Genomic DNA, 16,983 nt, shown 5'->3' on the forward strand with positions numbered 1-16,983 from the left:
GCCGCGACAACGATCCCCGTTACTCACGTGGATTACTCACGTGGATTACTCGCGGGGACTCGTTGCGTCGCGCGTTACTCCGCGGCGTTCGCGTGCGCGCTGTTCGCGGCCGACAGCATGAAGTCGGAAATCCGCGGCACGATTTCGGAGCGGAACCGCGAGCCGTTGAACACGCCGTAATGTCCGACGCCTTTCTGCACGTAGTGCACGCGGCGATCGTCGGGGATCGAGCTACACAGCGTGTGCGTCGCTTCGGTCTGTCCGATGCCGGAGATGTCGTCGTTCTCGCCCTCGACGGTCATCAGCGCGACGCGTTTGATTTTCCACGGCTCGACCAGCTTGCCGCGATGGGTCATCTCGCCCTTCGGCAGCGCGTGCTTGACGAACACCAGATCGACGGTCTGCAGATAGAACTCCGCAGTGAGGTCCATCACCGCCAGATATTCGTCGTAGAATTCGCGGTGCTTGTCGGCGAGGTCGCCGTCGCCCTGGACCAGATGGTTGAACAGGTTCTTGTGCGCGTCCATGTGGCGGTCGAGATTCATGCTGATGAAGCCGTTGAGCTGCAGGAATCCCGGATAGACGTCGCGCATCACGCCCGGATGCGGGAACGGCACCTTGGTGATGACGTGGCTGCGGAACCAGTCGATGCCCTTCTCGGCGGCGAGGTTGTTCACCGCGGTCGGATTGCGGCGGGTGTCGATCGGGCCGCCCATCAGCGTCATCGACAGCGGCACGAACGGGTCGTCATTGGCTTCCATCACCGAGACCGCGGCCAGCACCGGCACCGACGGCTGGCACACCGCGACGACGTGGATGTTGCCGCCCAGCGTCCGCAGCATCTCGATGACGTAGTCGACGTAATCGTCGAGATCGAACCGGCCGGCGGCGACCGGCACCATCCGGGCGTCGGTCCAGTCGGTGATGTAGACTTCGTGGGTCGGCAGGAAGGCCTCGACGGTGCCGCGCAGCAGCGTCGCGTAGTGGCCCGACATCGGCGCCACGATCAGCACCCGCGGCTGCGGATGGCGCAGCGGGTGCTCCAGCTTGCGTTCGAAATACAACATCCGGCAGAACGGCTTTTCCCACACATTGTGAATTTCGATCGGCACGCGCATGCCGTTGACCTCGGTGGTGTCGAGGCCCCATTCGGGCTTGCCGTAGCGGCGCGTGGTGCGCTCGAACACTTCGCAGGCCGCCGCGATCGACTTGCCGAGGTCGGTGTGACTCCACGGATTCATCGGGTTCTTGAACATCAGCCGCGTCGCGTCCGACATCGCCCGCGCCGGATTGAGCGACGCGTGAGCGAGTTCGTAGAACCAGTACATCGGCGTGGTCATCGCCGGACTGACTTCCGCTGGCATCTCCGGCGGACGGCCAAACTCACCAATCACGGGCATATTAACCGGCATCTTATTTGTTTCCCTGGCTCTTCTCGCACCGCAGCATAGTGGCCGCTGGGTCAGGATGCGTCAATCCGTAGATCGAATTATGAGCACAGGCGGCGGCCAAAAGCTGTCCGGAAAGGGCCTATTCGCCGCTCTGAATCAACGATCCGTGCCGCCGTGCACTGTTCAGCATCAGCATAAAGCTCACAAACGCGGCCGCGAACAGCACCGCGTTCAGCCCCAGCGACCACAGCATCAGGTCGGCGCGGAACTGATGCTGCATCAGCAGCGCCCGCATGCCTTCGAACACGTAGGTCGGTGGCAGCGCCCAGGCGATCGGCTGCAGCCAGTGCGGCAGCGCCGACACCGGATAGTACACGCAGGCGAGCGGCATCACGGCGAACATCAGCGTCCAGACGATGCTCTCGGCGCCGAGGCCGTTGCGCAGCACCAGGCCCGATACGAAGATGCCGAGCGCCCAGCTGGTGAAGATCAGGTTGCAGAAGAACGCGATCAGCGGCAGCCCGAAGCCGAGCAGGTTGAAGTCGAAGAAGATCATCGCCAGCAACGTCATCGGAACGATGCCGATCGCCAGCCGGATCAGGCTCATGATCATCAGCGAGGCGAGAAACTCGACAGGCTTCAGCGGACTCATCATCAGGTTGCCGAGATTGCGCGCCCACATCTCTTCCAGAAACGAGATCGAGAAGCCGAGCTGGCCGCGGAGCAGGATGTCCCACAGGATCACCGCGCCGATCAGCGTGCCGCCGGCGCGGGCGAAGAACCCGGCGTTCTCGGCGATGTAGCTCTGCAGGAAGCCCCAGGTGATGATCTGCAGCGCCGGCCAGTACAACAGCTCGAGCAGCCGCGGCCACGACGACAGCAGCAGGTACCAATAGCGCAGCACCATCGCGGCGATGCGGTGCCAGGCGATGCCGCGGCCGAATTCGAGGCTGCCGATCAGCGAGCGCATGGTCGTGCCCTCACGCCGCTCGCCCACAGTGTTTCGCACCGTCCATCACTCTGTCGTCCCCGCGCAGGCGGGGACCCATACGCCGCAGCATCGCGTTGGAAGCTCGGAGACAGAGACTTTGTTTCAACCGGGAAGCCAGGGGTTATGGGTCCCCGCCTGCGCGGGGACGACATGTTGCGGAGGCGGCGGCTGAACGCAGCTGCGCGGAACCGACCAAGGGAGAGGTTGTGTCTCATAGCGGATCGCCCTGCTCGCGGTCGCGGCCGCGGGCGACGTCGAGGAACACCTCTTCGAGCGTCGCGCGGTTGTAGCGCGCCATGATCGCGGCCGGGGCGTCGTCGTCCTCGATCCGGCCGCGCTTCATGATGATGACGCGGTCGCACAAGCGCTCGACCTCGAGCATGTTGTGCGAGGCGAGCAGGATCGAGGCGCCGTGCCGGCGGCAATAGGTCTCGAGATGCGACCGGATCCAGTCGGCGGTGTCGGGATCGAGCGAGGCGGTCGGCTCGTCGAGCAGCAGCAGTTCGGGGCGGTTGATCAGCGCCTTCGCCAGTGCCACGCGGGTCTTCTGCCCGGCCGAGAGCTTGCCGCTGGCGCGGTCGAGAAATTCGCCGAGGTCGAGATCGGCGGCGAGTTCGGCGATCCGGCCGGGCAGATCCGGCACGTCGTAAAGCTTGCCGAACACCCGCAGGTTCTGCCGCACCGTCAGTCGCGACGGCATGTCGACATAGGGGCTTTCGAAATTGATCCGCCCGAGCACGTCGGCGCGCTGCTCCGGCATGTCGTGGCCGAGCACCCGGATGTGGCCCGCGGTGGGCAGCACCAGCCCCATGATCATCGCGATCGTGGTGGTCTTGCCGGCGCCGTTGCCGCCGAGCAGCCCGGTGATGCTGCCGCGCGCGACGCTGAACGAGATGTCGTCGACCGCCCGCGCCGCCTTGTAGACCTTGACCAGATGCGCGACCTCGATCGCGGCGATGGGCGCGGCGGCGGGCGAGGTCTGCTTCGGAGTGGGCTCGGCGGTCATGATGGCGGCCTGTTTGCCGATTGCGGCCGGACTGCGCAAGCGCCGACGCGGGCGTCCGCGACCCCGGCGCGAATTGTGAACGCGCGCGGCGACGGGTAGGGTCGGCCCATGTCCGACGATCTGATCTCCGCCGATTTCCGCCATCCGCGCCGCCACGTCCGGCTCGACACCATCCTGCGGCTGCGCTGGCTCGCGGCGCTGGGGCAATTGTCGGCGATCTTCATCGTCGCCCAGGGGCTGGAATTCGACTTCGCGGTGCTGCCCTGTCTGGCCATCATCTTCGCCTCGGCGGTGGTCAATCTCAGCCTGCAGATCGCGTTCAATCCGATGCAGCGGATGGAGCCGATCTATGCGGCGCTGCTGCTGGCGCTGAACATCGCCGAACTCGCCGGCCTGTTGTACTTCACCGGCGGGCTGCAGAACCCGTTCGCGTTCCTGTTCCTCGGCCCGGTGCTGATCGCCGCCACCGCGCTGCCGACAAGGATGACGATCGCGCTCGGCATCTTCGCCGCGAGCTGCGCGGCGCTGCTCGGCTACACCCACCAGCCGCTGCCCTGGGCCGGCGACGAGGCGGTGCAGCTTCCGGAGATCTATCTGATCGGCGTCTGGCTCTCGATCCTGCTCGCGATCGGCGTCACCAGCGTCTACACGTTCCAGGTCACCGAGGAGGCCCGCAAGCTCGCCGACGCGCTGTCGGCGACCGAACTGGTGCTGGAGCGCGAGCAGCATCTGACCCAGATCGATGGGCTCGCCGCCGCCGCCGCCCACGAACTCGGCACGCCGCTGTCGACCATCTTCCTGATCTCGCGCGAGCTGGAGAAGACCGCGCCGCCGGAGATGGCCGGCGACCTGCGGACGCTGCGCGAGCAGGCGCAGCGCTGCCGCGAGATCCTCGCCAAGATCTCGCATCTCAACGCCGCCGGGGCGCCGTTCGACAAGATGCCGCTGTCGACGCTGATCGAGGAGGCGGTGGCCCCGCACCGCGATTTCGGCGTCGCCATCAAGATCAGGGTGGCGGTCTCCGGCACCGCCGAGCCGGTGGTGATGCGCAACCCGGCGATCCTCTACGGCATCGGCAACATCATGGAGAACGCCGTCGACTTCGCCCGCGACGCGGTCGAGGTCAACGCCTGGTGGAATGCCGAAACCGTGCAGATCATGATCTCGGACGACGGGCCGGGCATCAAACCCGATCTGCTGAAGCGGATCGGCGAGCCGTATCTGTCGCGCCGCCGCCATGCCGACGACGCGCCGAACGAGCGCTCCGGCCTCGGGCTCGGCGTGTTCATCGCCCGCACCCTGCTGGAGCGCACCGGCGCCAAGGTCTCGTTCCGCAACAAGCTGTTCCCCGACCACGGCGCGGTGGTCCAGCTCACCTGGCCCCGCGCCCGCTTCGAGAATTCGGAAACCGCTGCCATCGCAGAGGCTTGACCGGGGGCGCGCGGTCCGGTCGCAGGGCCCGGGCTGCGGCCGGGCCTTGGCATTGTCGCACCCCGTCGCCATATCTTTTGCGTCGACGTTGCCGATTCTGGTTTTGACGCGTTCTCGTCAGGCGAAGCGGTTCCACTTCGCCTGAAGACGCATAGGAGATCCCGCGCCGTGAACGCCATCCCCGAACTGAACGACCACGCCGATCGCTCGCTGCTGATCGTGGAGGACGACAAGCCGTTCCTCGAGCGGCTGTCACGGGCGATGGAAACCCGCGGCTTCGAGGTCACGTCCTGCGACAGCGTTTCCAGCGGCCTCGCCCAGATCGGCAAGGCGGCGCCGGCTTTCGCGGTGGTCGATCTGCGGCTCGGCGACGGCAACGGCCTCGACGTGGTGTCGGCGCTGAAGAAGGAGCGCCCCGACGCGCGCGCCATCGTGCTGACCGGCTACGGCAACATCGCCACCGCGGTCACCGCGGTGAAGATGGGCGCGGTCGACTATCTGTCGAAGCCGGCGGACGCCGACGACGTCGTCGCCGCGCTGCTGGCGAGCGGGAATGAGAAATCCGAACTGCCGAACAATCCGATGTCGGCCGATCGCGTTCGCTGGGAGCACATCCAGCGGATCTACGAGATGTGCAACCGCAACGTCTCGGAAACCGCGCGCCGCCTCAACATGCACCGCCGCACCCTGCAGCGCATTCTCGCCAAGCGCGCCCCGCGCTGAGCGTTCGTATCAGTATTGGCGTTCCGGGACGCTCACCACAATTATAACCTCATGGTGAGAAGCGAAGCGCCGTCCCGGACCATGCGCCGCACCCGTGGCCGCATCCTTCGAGACGCCCGGCTTCGACGGCCTCCTCAGGATGAGGAGTCCGTGCATCGCGTCGATCGAGCTACGGCGCGGTCTCGGCCACCACCATGTAGTTCACGTCCATGTCGGCCGACAGCTTCCAGCGGTCGGCGAGCGGGTTGAACACCATGCCGGACTGTTCGGTGACGACCAGCCCGAAGCCGTGCAGGTGCTGCTCGAGCTCGGCGGGGGTGACGAACTTGTCCCACTGATGGGTGCCGCGCGGCAGCCAGCGCATGACATATTCGGCGCCGACGATCGCCAGCGCGAAGCTCTTCCAGTTGCGGTTGAGCGTCGCCACCACCATGATCCCGTTCGGCTTCATCAGCGCCGCGCAGCGGCCGAGGAAAGCGCCGACGTCGGTGACGTGCTCGATCACTTCCATCGCCAGCACGATGTCGAAGCGCTCGCGCGGGTCGATCTCCTCCACCGTGGTGCAGCGATAGTCGATCGGCAGATGCGACTTGTCGGCGTGGATCCTGGCCGCCGCGATGTTGGTCGCCGACGGATCGATCCCGGTCACCTGCGCGCCGAGCCGGGTGAACGGCTCGCACAGCAGCCCGGCACCGCAGCCGATGTCGAGCATCCGCAGCCCCGACAGGCAGCTCAGGCTCTTGGCGTTGCGGTCGAATTTGCGGCAGGCGGCGTCGCGGATGAAGCTGATCCGCAGCGGGTTGATCCGGTGCAGCGGCGCCATCTTGCCGGTCGGATCCCACCATTGCGCCGACAGCTTGGAGAATTTCGCGATTTCGGCCGGATCGACCGAAGGCGACACGGGACCGGGAGATTCGGATTGCAGTGCCATGGATGCGCCGTGCTCCTATCGCGCGGTTATTGAACTTCGGAACGCCAGCGGGGCGGCGACGGTCCGGATGGTTTCCCGCCCCTCGCCGACGCCCAGAACGGTGACGTCGCCATAGTCGAGAACGCGGCCGAGGATGCTCTGATCGAGGTCAACGCTCTCGATCTTGTCCAGGCTCATCTCGAAGGTACGGCGCTGAATGAATCCGGTTTTATGGACCAGCCGCAGCGACGTGACGTCGGTCTCGGTGGTCCAGCGATGGAACCAGGCCTTCAGCGTCAAATACAGCGCGAACACCCCGATCACTGCAGCCAGTCCCAGCATACCGATCTCGATGCGCGGGTCCATGGCGACGACGGCGGGAATGCGGGTCAGGCCGACGACCGCGGCAACGATGATCCACAGCCCGAGCGCCGGCAGATAGAAGATCCAGTGCGGCTTGGCCGAATAGAGCACCTTCTCCCCGGGCTGCAGGATCTGGTCGATGTACCCCATGCCGTCTCAGACGCCTTTCCCGACCGCCTGTCCGGCGCGAATCATCCTGGTCGCGGTCTCGATTGCTTGCCCGGAACAGCGCCGCTGTGTATACGCGCCTCGCGGCGCCTATCTCGCGAAGCCCGCGCCATCATTACTCGTTGTCTGCAGGGATTGCACTATTCGTCATGGGCCGGCTGGTGATGAAATTCGGCGGCACGTCCGTCGCCAATATCGAGCGCATCCAGAACGTCGCGCGCCATGTCAAGCGCGAGGTCGACGCCGGCCATGAGGTCGCCGTGGTGGTGTCGGCGATGGCCGGCAAGACCAACGAGCTGGTGGCCTGGTGCACCGAGGCCTCGCCGATGCACGACGCCCGCGAATACGACGCGGTGGTGGCGTCCGGCGAGCAGGTGACGTCTGGACTGCTGGCGATCGCCTTGCAGGCGCTCGGCATCCAGGCGCGGTCGTGGCAGGGCTGGCAGCTGCCGATCCGCACCAGCGACGCCCACGCCTCGGCCCGGATCGTCGAGATCGACGGCAGCGAGATCATCAAGCGCTTCGGCGACCGCAAGGAAGTCGCGGTGATCGCCGGCTTCCAGGGCATCAATCCGGAAACCGGGCGCATCACCACGCTCGGCCGCGGCGGCTCCGACACCTCGGCGGTGGCGATCGCGGCGGCGCTGAAGGCCGACCGCTGCGACATCTACACCGATGTCGACGGCGTCTACACCACCGACCCCCGCGTGGTGCCGAAGGCCAGGCGGCTCGACAAGGTTGCGTTCGAGGAAATGCTGGAACTGGCCTCCCAGGGCGCCAAGGTGCTGCAGGTCCGCTCGGTCGAGCTCGGCATGGTGCACAACATGCCGATCTTCGTGCGCTCTTCCTTCGACAAACCCGAAGATATCGATCCGCACGGCACGCCGCCGGGCACGCTGATCTGCAGCGAGGAGAAAATCATGGAGAACCACGTCGTCACCGGCATCGCCTTTTCCAAGGACGAGGCCCAGATCTCGGTGCGCCGGATCGAGGACAAGCCGGGCGTGGCGGCGTCGATCTTCGGGCCTTTGGCCGACGCCAATATCAACGTCGACATGATCGTGCAGAACGTCTCAGAGGACGGCAAGACCACCGACCTGACCTTCACGGTGCCGGCGGCGGATTTCGCCCGCGCCAAGCAGACCATCACTTCGGCGCAGGACAAGATCGGCTACGCCCGGTTCGACAGCGAAACCGACGTCGCCAAGGTCTCGGTGATCGGTTCGGGGATGCGCAGCCATGCCGGCGTCGCGGCCCAGGCCTTCGCCGCTTTGGCCGCCCGCAACATCAATATCCGCGCCATCACCACCTCGGAAATCAAGTTCTCGGTGCTGATCGACGCCGCCTATACCGAGCTCGCGGTACGGACGTTGCATACTTTGTACGGATTGGATCAAGTTTAGAACAATTTTGCAGTGATTTCGGGCCGGGCGCGGCGTTCGTCGCCGTTGCCCGCGGCAGGCGTTTTGCTTGGCAAATCAAGCGTCAATTCGCTATACGGCCTGAAGGGCGCGCGGCGCCGGCGAGACGGCTGAACGGCCGGTTCCGGTGCGTCGCGAAGGCTGGAATCGGGCCGTGAACCGGCCTGGTCCCGGCTTGCTTCGAAGGCCGGGGCGGATCGCGGCCCGGCGACGCTGCGTCCAGAGGTTCGTCGCCGGCACCGCAGGCCGGCGGTGGTGACGCTTTTCAGGGGAGATGTCGGCATATGCGGAGCACGTCGGGCGGCCCCCGCGTCTTGCTGAGACGGCTCCGTGAAACCATGGCGGAGCAGGTCTCCGCGCAGGAACGGCTGGACAAGATCGTGGTGCTGATCGCCGCCAATATGGTGGCGGAGGTGTGCTCGACCTACGTCCTGCGGGTCGACAACACGCTCGAACTCTACGCCACCGAAGGCCTCAACCGCGAGGCTGTTCACCAGACCGTGCTGACCGCGCATGAAGGTCTGGTCGGTCTGGTCGCCTCCGAGGCGACGCCGCTGAATCTGTCCGACGCGCAGAGCCATCCGGCATTCTCGTTCCGCCCGGAGACCGGCGAAGAGATCTATCACTCGTTCCTGGGCGTGCCGATCCTGCGCGCCGGCAACACGCTCGGCGTGCTGGTGGTGCAGAACCGCGCCAAGCGCACTTACGTCGAGGAAGAAGTCGAGGCGCTGCAGACCACCGCGATGGTGCTCGCCGAGATGATCGCCTCGGGCGAATTGTCGGCGCTGGCGCAGCCCGGCGCCGAGCCAGCGGCGCGGCACTCGATCCACAAGACCGGCGCGATCCTGTCCGACGGCATCGCGCTCGGCCATGTCGTGCTGCACGAGCCGCGCGTCGTCATCACCAACTACATCGCCGAGGATCTGCCCAAGGAGATCCGGCGGCTCGACACCGCGCTCGCGAATCTGCGCGCCGACCTCGACCGCCTGCTGGAGCGCGGCGACGTCGCCGACGGCGGCGACCATCGCGACGTGCTCGAAGCCTACCGGATGTTCGCCAACGACCACGGCTGGTCGCACAAGCTGCACGAGGCGGTGGCCACCGGCCTCACCGCGGAAGCCGCCGTCGAGCGCGTCCAGTCCGACACCCGCGCCCGGATGCTGCGCTCGACCGATCCCTATCTGCGCGACCGGCTGCACGATCTCGAGGACCTCGGCCACCGGCTGATGCGCCAGCTCGTCGGCCAGAACCACGCGCCGTCACGCGAACAATTGCCCGACAACGCCATCCTGATCGCGCGCTCGATGGGCCCCGCGGCGCTGCTCGATTACGACCGCAAGCGGCTGCGCGGCCTGGTGCTGGAAGAAGGCACCGCGAATTCCCACGTCTCGATCGTGGCGCGCGCGCTCGGCATCGCGGCGATCGGCGAAGTGCCGAACGCGCCGGGCATCGCCGATCCGGGCGACGCGATCATCGTCGACGCCACCTCCGGCTCGATCTATGTGCGGCCGTCCGCCGAAGTCGAGGCCGCCTATGCCGAGCGGGTGCGCTTCCGTGCCCGCCGCCAGGCGCAGTATTCGGCGCTGCGCGATCTCGCCTGCGCCACCACCGACGGCCAGCCGATCGACCTGATGATCAATGCCGGGCTGGCGATCGACCTGCCGCATATCGACGACACCGGCTCGTCCGGCGTCGGCCTGTTCCGCACCGAGCTGCAGTTCATGATCGGCCAGAGCCTGCCGCGCTCCAGCGATCAGCTCGCGCTGTACCGCGCCGTGCTCGATGCGGCGGGCTCCAAGCCGGTGACCTTCCGCACGCTCGATATCGGCGGCGACAAGGCGCTGCCCTACATGGAGACGGTGGTCGAGGAAAATCCCGCGCTCGGCTGGCGTGCGATCCGGCTCGGGCTGGATCGGCCGGGCCTGCTGCGCAGCCAGATCCGCGCGCTGCTGCGCGCCGGCGGCGGGCGCAATCTGCGCATCATGTTCCCGATGATCTCGGAAGTCGCCGAATTCGATGCCGCCAAGGCGATCGTCGAGCGCGAGCTGACCTATCTGCGCCAGCACGGCCACACGCTGCCGGAGCGGGTCGATGTCGGCACCATGGTCGAGGTGCCGGCGCTGCTGTATCAGCTCGACGAATTGCTGAAGAAGGTCGACTTCATCTCGGTCGGCTCCAACGATCTGTTCCAGTTCCTGTATGCGGTCGACCGCGGCAACGCCAAGGTGTCGGACCGCTTCGACACGCTGTCGGCGCCGATCCTGCGCGCGCTGCGCGACATCGTCCGCAAGGCCAAGGCCGCCAAGCGCTCGGTGTCGCTGTGCGGCGAGATGGCGTCGCAGCCGCTCGGCGCGCTGGCGCTGATCGCGATCGGCTACCGCGCGCTGTCGGTGTCGGCGGTGTCGCACGGCCCGGTCAAGGCGATGATCCTCGAACTCGACGCCGCCAAGGCCGAAGCGGCGATCTCGCCGCTGCTCGATCTGCCGTCCGGTAGCGTCTCGATCCGGCACAAGCTCGCGGAATTCGCCGAGGCCCACGGGCTGTCGTTGTAGCGACGATCTCCGCGCCGTCGCCCCGCCGTTGCCTTTTCCGTTTTCGCCTTCGCTGTCCGAGACCGATCGATGTCCACACTGCCCGAAGCCAAGCTCGACGTCCTGCTCGCGCATCACGCCTCGCTCGAAGCGCAATTGCTCGGCGAGGTCGGCGCCTCCGACTACGTCCGCATCACCCGCGAATTGTCCGAGCTGAACCCGCTGGTCGAGGCGGTGAAGGCCTATCGCGAGGTGCGCGACGAACTCGGCGACATCGACGAACTGCTCGAGGATCCGGCCACCGACCCCGAGATGCGGGCGATGGCCGAAGCCGAGCGCGACGCGCTCGACGCCCATCGCGAGGAACTGATCCAGCAGATCCGGGTCGCGCTGCTGCCGAAGGACGCGATGGACGATCGCAACGTGATGCTGGAAATCCGCGCCGGCACCGGCGGCGACGAGGCCTCGCTGTTCGCGGGCGATCTGTTCCGGATGTACGAGAAATTCGCCGCGCTGCAGGGCTGGAGCGTCGAGGTGATCTCGGCCTCCGAAGGCACCGTCGGCGGCTACAAGGAAATCATCGCCGAAGTGAAGGGCCGCGGCGCCTTCGCCAAGCTGAAATTCGAATCCGGCGTGCATCGCGTCCAGCGGGTGCCCGACACCGAGACGCAGGGCCGCATCCACACTTCGGCGGCGACGGTGGCGGTGATGCCCGAGGTCGAGGAGGTCGACGTCGAGATCAGGCAGGACGATCTCAAGATCGACACCATGCGGGCGCAGGGCGCCGGCGGCCAGCACGTCAACAAGACCGAATCGGCGATCCGCATCACCCATCTGCCGACCGGCATCGTGGTGATGATGCAGGACAGCCGCTCGCAGCACAAAAACCGCGCCTCGGCGATGAACATCCTGCGCTCGCGGATCTACGACGCCGAGCAGCAGCGGCTCGACGCGGCCCGCTCGGCCGAGCGCAAGGAGAAGGTCGGCTCCGGCGACCGCTCGGAGCGGATCCGGACCTACAACTTTCCGCAGGGACGGGTCACCGATCATCGCATCAATCTGACGCTGTACAAGCTGCCGCAGGTGATCGCCGGCGAAGCGCTCGGCGAACTGATCGACGCGCTCACCACCGAGCACCAGGCCGCGCAACTCGCCGCGCAGGGCCATGCGGCGTAAGCGACATGGCCGCGCGCGATCAGCGGCGCGGCGCGCGTGACCGGATCGTTCGCAGGCACTGCCATCGCCGCCGCGCGCCGGGCGCTCGGCCGGCGGCTGCGGGACGCCGGCATCGAATCCGCCGAGCTCGACGCCCGGCTGCTGGTCGGGGAGGCGACCGGGCTCGATCTCACCGGACTGATCGTGCAGGCCGAGCGTCGGCTCACGCCGGACGAGGCCAGCCGGCTCGACGCCTTCGCGGCGCGCCGGCTGGCCGGCGAGCCGGTGGCGCGGATTCTCGGCCGGCGCGAATTCTGGGGGCTGTCGCTGACGCTGTCCGCCGACACGCTGGTGCCGCGGCCCGACACCGAGACCGTGGTCGAGGTCGCGCTGGACTATCTGCGCGCCGAGGCGCGCGCGCGCCCGCTGATTCTCGATCTCGGCACCGGCTCCGGCGCGATCCTGCTGGCGCTGCTGTCGGAATGCCCCGACGCGTTCGGCTTGGCGACCGATATCAGCCCCGGAGCTCTACGAGCCGCGCGGGCCAATGCGGTCGCTCTCGGGCTGGCGGATCGCGCCGGCTTCGTCGCCTGCGACTACGCCGCGGCGCTCGGCGCTTCGTTCGACCTGATCGTCTCCAACCCGCCCTACATACCGGCGCGCGACATCGCCGCGCTCGATGTCGAGGTTCGAGCGCATGATCCGCGCCGCGCGCTCGACGGCGGCGACGACGGCCTCCACGCCTATCGCCGGATCGCCCCCGAATCGAAGCGGCTGCTGCGCCCCGGCGGGGCGCTGGTGGTCGAGATCGGGCAGGGCCAGAGCGACGACGTCACGGCGCTGATGCGGGCCGCCGGGCTGGCCGTCGCCGATCCGCCGCGGCCCGATCTGGGTGGCGTTTTTCGGGCGGTGGTGGGGCGCAATTTGACGGGTTAATGTCGGAATTGATTGCAAAAAACGCTTGGAATATCGGTCGAGAGCGACTACGTTCCGGGCAGGATATCGGTCCAGGGTGGCTGGTCCCGCGGGTCTGCGGTCAAAGACCAGAACAGAACAGAGTTCTTGTCGAGAGCCCGGATCGAGAAGGGTTCCCAAACGGCGGGTTTGATGGCGCGCGAAGGCTGAGACAGCCGCGCTGCTCGCGACCGCGAAGCGAACGAAAGCCTGAATTTGCGCTTGAAGAACTCACGCAAGCGAAGCTGAGCCTGCTGTGGCGGGCTCGTTGAATGGTCCGGCCGGCGCGGCACGGCGCGCTCCGGAGTTGGGGAACGCGTCTTTGCTGAACGCGATATACGGCACGATCGATACCGGGCGGGTCAACACTTCGGGTGGTCGCATTGCGTTCGGCGTCGTCGCGTTCGGCGCCGTCCGAGCGCCCGGCGGCGCATGCTTCGACAGATTCATGACTGGGATAGTTTCATGACGGGCAGCGGCATGCCTGGCCCCCGCAACACACTCCAATCTGAACAAGCGGCCGTCGGGATTTCGCGACTGTCGGGATATAACGGGTTCGTAAGAAGGTAAGACATGAGAAACGGGCAGAACAACAAGCGGCTGCGTAACCGGAACAGCGGTAGCAACAATAACAACAACAATAACAATAACCGGCGCGGCCAGAACCCGATGACCCGGGTGTTCGAGTCGAATGGACCCGATATCAAGATCCGCGGGACCGCCTCTCACGTCGCCGAGAAATACGTCCAGCTGGCGCGCGACGCGCGCTCCTCCGGCGATCCGGTCGCGGCGGAGAACTACTATCAGCACGCCGAGCATTACTTTCGCCTGATCGCCGCGGCGCAGGAGCAGTTCCGGCAGAACCAGCCGCAGCAGGCGCCCCGCCTCGACAACGAGATGTCGGAGAGCGACGACGACGGCGAGGCCGATTACTCGAATTTCGGCGCCGAGCCCGGCCTCGTCCCGGTGCAGCAGCAGCCGCAATCCTTTCAGCCCCGCGAGCCGCGCGAACAGCGCGAACCCCGCGAACAGCCGCAGTTTCAGCCGCGGGAGCCGCGTGAGCAGCCGCAGCCGCGCGAGCATCGGCCGCAGCCGCAATTCACGCCGCGGGTCGAGCAGCCGCAGCCGAGCGTCGATGCCGGCGTCGATCGGCTGCCCTCGTTCATCACCGGGCCGCAGCCGCAGATCAGCCCCGCGGCGTTCGAGGGCGCGACCGGTGCTGGCGGCGAACGCTTTCCGCCGCGTCGCCGGCGTCGTCCGCATACGCCGCGGACCGCCGAAGGCGCCGCCGCAGCGCCGGCGCCCGCGGAAGACGCCACCCCCGGCAACGAATAAGCCCGGCCGATCGGCTGGAGACAGCAAGGGTCGCGCTTCGGCGCGGCCCTTTTGCGTTCAGCGCGGCCGCGCCGGCAGGTCGTTGTCGTCGGCCTGCATCGGCGACGGCACCAGTGACGGCTCCAGCGAGGGAATCAGCCGGGTGCGTTCGCGCCGCGCCTGGATCGGCCGCACCACCTGCTTGGTCGCTTCGACCACATGGACGCCGGCCAGCGGCAGCGACGTGGCGGCGCCGATCCGCTCCCATGCCGGCGCCGAGCGCAGCAGCCAGGCCTGCTCGAGCGGCGGCACGAACAGCGCCTCGCTCCAGCCGACCGGGGTGAACCAGGTCCGCCGCAGCAGGTCGGAAATCTGCGAGCGCGAATACGGCCGTCCGTGACCGAACGGGGTGTTGTCGATCCGCGCCCAGACGCCGCGGCGATTCGGCACCACCGCCAGCAGCCGTCCCGACGGCGCCAGCACCCGCCACACCTCGCGCAGCAGCGCGTCGGGGTCGTCGGACATTTCCAGCGAATGCACCAGCAGGATGCGGTCGACCGCGGCGTCGGGCAGCGGCAGCGCGCGCTCCTCGACCAGCGTCGACAGCGTGGCGCGCGCGGTCGGCCATTTCAGCACACCCTGGGCCGCCGGCATGAAGGCGATGCAGCGTTCGCAATTATGACGAAACAGGCCGAGATACGGCGTCGGATAGCCGAGGCCGAGCACGCGCTGTCCGCGCGCATCCGGCCAGTGCGTCTGGATACCGCGGTTGATCAGGCGTCGCGCGACCACGCCGAGCCGGTTGGAGTAGAACTCGCGCAGATTGACCACGTCGATCGTCATGCCGAGCTTTTACCACGGCAGTGGACACTCCGGCAAAGCGGCGTGCTGCGGAGTTGACACGCGCATTCTCGTGCGTTTCGCCGGACTCGCCGTCGTGGTAGAGTCCGTGTTGCGTCGCTCCGGCGGCCGCCACCAACGTCGGGCGCAACCGCACCGTCCAATTCCCGGGAGATCTCATGGCTGCCGACATCCGCATCGTTCCGTGCCTCACCGACAATTTCGGCTATTTGATCCACGACAAGTCGAGCGGCGCCACCGCCTCGATCGACGCGCCGGAAGCCGCGCCCTTGATCGCGGCGCTGGAGAAGGAAGGCTGGACGCTGACCGATATTCTGGTGACGCATCATCACGGCGATCACGTCGGCGGAATCGCCGAGCTGAAGAAGAAGTATCAGTGCCGCGTCGTCGCGCCGCACGACGCCAACGCCAAGATCGCCGACGTCGATCTGCGCGTCCAGGAGGGCGACGTCGTCAAGGTCGGCGGACTGAGCGCGCGGGTGCTGGAGACGCCGGGCCACACGCTCGATCACATCTCCTACGTGTTCGACGACGATCGCGCGCTGTTCGCCGCCGATACGCTGTTCTCGATCGGCTGCGGCCGGGTGTTCGAGGGCACCTATCCGATGATGTGGGAATCGCTCTTGAAGCTGCGGGCGCTGCCGGACGACTTCAAGCTGTATTGCGGCCACGAATACACCGCCTCCAACGTCAAATTCGCGCTGACCATCGAGCCCGACAACGCCGCGCTGCAGGCGCGCGCCAAACAGGTCGAGCAGCAGCGCGCCGCCGGCCAGCCGACCATCCCGGTGACGCTCGGCGAAGAGAAGCAGGCCAATGTGTTCCTGCGTGCCGACGAGGCGTCGGTCGCTGCGGCGGTCGGCTTGGCCGGCGAGAGCGCGGCCGACGTGTTCGGCGAAATCCGCGAGCGCAAGAACAATTCGTGATGCAGGCGACCCTGTCCGCCGCGGAGGTGATCGCGCAACTCGGCCTCGCGCCGCATCCCGAAGGCGGCCACTATCGCGAGACGTTTCGCGATCCGCGCTGCGACGCCTCCGGCCGCAGCGTCTCGACCGCGATCTATTTCCTGCTGGCGCGCGGCGAGCGCTCGCACTGGCACCGCATCGACGCCGTTGAAATCTGGCACTATTACGCCGGCGCGGCGCTGACGCTGCAGATCGCCGACGACAGCGGCCACCGCACGATCACGCTCGGGCCGGACATCGCAGCCGGCGAAGTGCCGCAGGCGATCGTGCCGCCGCACGCCTGGCAGGCCGCCGCCGCGACCGGCGACTGGACGCTGGTCGGCTGCACCGTGGCGCCGGGCTTCGATTTCGCGACATTCGAACTGGCGCCGCCGGGCTGGTCGCCGCCCTGACATCCTTGCGGACCGCTACGGGCTCAACCGCGTTGTCCGAAGATGCCGATGATGATGCCGAGCGTGGCGAAGGCGCCGAAACAGCAGCCCGTAGGATGGGTTAGCGCAAAGCGCGTAACCCATCGTGCGACGGTGTGCGCGAAGTGATGGGTTACGGCGCAAGTGCGCCTAACCCATCCTACGAGCTTCAATCGTGAATCCATCACCCGCTTACGCGGGGGATGACGGCTGAGAATGTGGCATTGCCTGGCAACCTTACTATCACCCTTCGCAAGGCATGATGGCTTACTCTTTTGTCACGGCCTGGCCTCACTAACGACGTCATGCGCGGGCTTGACCCGCGCATCCATCGCGCGCGCGAGCGCGCCACATGACTGTTTGCGAAGAAGATGGATTGCCGGGTCGAG

General features: G+C 67.0%; 15 protein-coding genes. 9 read left to right on the forward strand and 6 right to left on the reverse strand.

Annotation, left to right across the window (positions count from 1 at the left end; translation table 11 throughout):
• Positions 1-74 precede the first annotated feature (74 nt).
• From ACTZWT_RS17555 to ACTZWT_RS17565, 3 genes are all read right to left on the reverse strand, one after another.
• Complete coding sequence (locus ACTZWT_RS17555; RefSeq protein WP_444770976.1) at positions 75-1,400, reverse strand: polyhydroxyalkanoate depolymerase; 1,326 nt, start codon at positions 1,398-1,400, stop codon at positions 75-77.
• A gap of 130 nt (positions 1,401-1,530) precedes the next feature.
• Positions 1,531-2,361, reverse strand: a complete 831-nt coding sequence (locus ACTZWT_RS17560; RefSeq protein ID WP_444770977.1) for an ABC transporter permease — start codon at positions 2,359-2,361, stop codon at positions 1,531-1,533.
• Between the two features lie 232 nt (positions 2,362-2,593).
• On the reverse strand, positions 2,594-3,388 hold the full coding sequence (locus ACTZWT_RS17565) for an ABC transporter ATP-binding protein (protein WP_444770949.1): 795 nt from the start codon (positions 3,386-3,388) through the stop codon (positions 2,594-2,596).
• Positions 3,389-3,496: 108 nt separating this feature from the next.
• On the opposite strand from ACTZWT_RS17565, the gene ACTZWT_RS17570 reads away from it, so the two are divergent.
• Both ACTZWT_RS17570 and ACTZWT_RS17575 read left to right on the forward strand, forming a co-directional pair.
• The gene (locus ACTZWT_RS17570) at positions 3,497-4,819 is read left to right on the forward strand and encodes an ActS/PrrB/RegB family redox-sensitive histidine kinase (protein ID WP_444770950.1); all 1,323 of its coding nucleotides are present in this window, start codon (positions 3,497-3,499) and stop codon (positions 4,817-4,819) included.
• A 168-nt stretch (positions 4,820-4,987) separates the two neighbouring features.
• Positions 4,988-5,542, forward strand: a complete 555-nt coding sequence (locus tag ACTZWT_RS17575) for an ActR/PrrA/RegA family redox response regulator transcription factor (RefSeq protein WP_444770951.1) — start codon at positions 4,988-4,990, stop codon at positions 5,540-5,542.
• 169 nt (positions 5,543-5,711) lie between these two features.
• Here ACTZWT_RS17575 and ubiG read toward each other — a convergent pair whose 3' ends face one another.
• Together ubiG and ACTZWT_RS17585 are read right to left on the reverse strand one after the other, a co-directional pair.
• Positions 5,712-6,473: a bifunctional 2-polyprenyl-6-hydroxyphenol methylase/3-demethylubiquinol 3-O-methyltransferase UbiG gene (ubiG, locus tag ACTZWT_RS17580; RefSeq protein WP_444770952.1), complete on the reverse strand. Its 762-nt coding sequence runs from the start codon at positions 6,471-6,473 to the stop codon at positions 5,712-5,714.
• Positions 6,474-6,488: 15 nt separating this feature from the next.
• Positions 6,489-6,965 carry a PH domain-containing protein gene (locus ACTZWT_RS17585; RefSeq protein WP_444770953.1) on the reverse strand — a complete coding sequence of 159 codons (477 nt, stop codon included), beginning with the start codon at positions 6,963-6,965 and terminating at the stop codon, positions 6,489-6,491.
• A gap of 167 nt (positions 6,966-7,132) precedes the next feature.
• Here ACTZWT_RS17585 and ACTZWT_RS17590 point away from each other — a divergent pair, with 167 nt between their 5' ends.
• The 5 genes from ACTZWT_RS17590 to ACTZWT_RS17610 all read left to right on the forward strand — a co-directional run bounded on the left by ACTZWT_RS17590 (position 7,133) and on the right by ACTZWT_RS17610 (position 14,379).
• Positions 7,133-8,386, forward strand: coding sequence for an aspartate kinase (locus ACTZWT_RS17590; protein ID WP_444770954.1), 1,254 nt, complete (start codon positions 7,133-7,135; stop codon positions 8,384-8,386).
• Between the two features lie 302 nt (positions 8,387-8,688).
• Positions 8,689-10,956, forward strand: coding sequence for a phosphoenolpyruvate--protein phosphotransferase (ptsP, locus tag ACTZWT_RS17595; protein WP_444770955.1), 2,268 nt, complete (start codon positions 8,689-8,691; stop codon positions 10,954-10,956).
• A 69-nt stretch (positions 10,957-11,025) separates the two neighbouring features.
• Entirely contained in the window at positions 11,026-12,111 is a 1,086-nt protein-coding gene (gene prfA, locus ACTZWT_RS17600) for a peptide chain release factor 1 (RefSeq protein ID WP_444770956.1), read from the forward strand.
• A 36-nt stretch (positions 12,112-12,147) separates the two neighbouring features.
• A complete protein-coding gene (prmC, locus tag ACTZWT_RS17605; protein WP_444770957.1) occupies positions 12,148-13,026 on the forward strand; it encodes a peptide chain release factor N(5)-glutamine methyltransferase in 879 nt (292 codons plus the stop codon).
• A 591-nt stretch (positions 13,027-13,617) separates the two neighbouring features.
• Positions 13,618-14,379 (forward strand): DUF4167 domain-containing protein, encoded by a 762-nt coding sequence (locus ACTZWT_RS17610; protein ID WP_444770958.1) that lies wholly within the window; start codon positions 13,618-13,620, stop codon positions 14,377-14,379.
• A 57-nt stretch (positions 14,380-14,436) separates the two neighbouring features.
• Here the strand turns inward: ACTZWT_RS17610 and ACTZWT_RS17615 are convergent, their stop codons facing one another.
• A complete protein-coding gene (locus tag ACTZWT_RS17615) occupies positions 14,437-15,201 on the reverse strand; it encodes a class I SAM-dependent methyltransferase (protein ID WP_444770959.1) in 765 nt (254 codons plus the stop codon).
• A gap of 176 nt (positions 15,202-15,377) precedes the next feature.
• Between ACTZWT_RS17615 and gloB the strand changes: the two genes are divergently transcribed.
• Positions 15,378-16,145, forward strand: a complete 768-nt coding sequence (gene gloB / locus ACTZWT_RS17620; RefSeq protein ID WP_444770960.1) for a hydroxyacylglutathione hydrolase — start codon at positions 15,378-15,380, stop codon at positions 16,143-16,145.
• Complete coding sequence (locus ACTZWT_RS17625) at positions 16,145-16,576, forward strand: cupin domain-containing protein (RefSeq protein ID WP_444770978.1); 432 nt, start codon at positions 16,145-16,147, stop codon at positions 16,574-16,576. The genes gloB and ACTZWT_RS17625 overlap by 1 nt, the downstream gene beginning before the upstream one ends.
• The last annotated feature ends 407 nt before the right edge of the window (positions 16,577-16,983 follow it).

It is taken from the genome of Rhodopseudomonas sp. NSM (genome assembly GCF_052445935.1).
In the GTDB taxonomy this organism is placed as follows: Bacteria; Pseudomonadota; Alphaproteobacteria; order Rhizobiales; family Xanthobacteraceae; genus Rhodopseudomonas.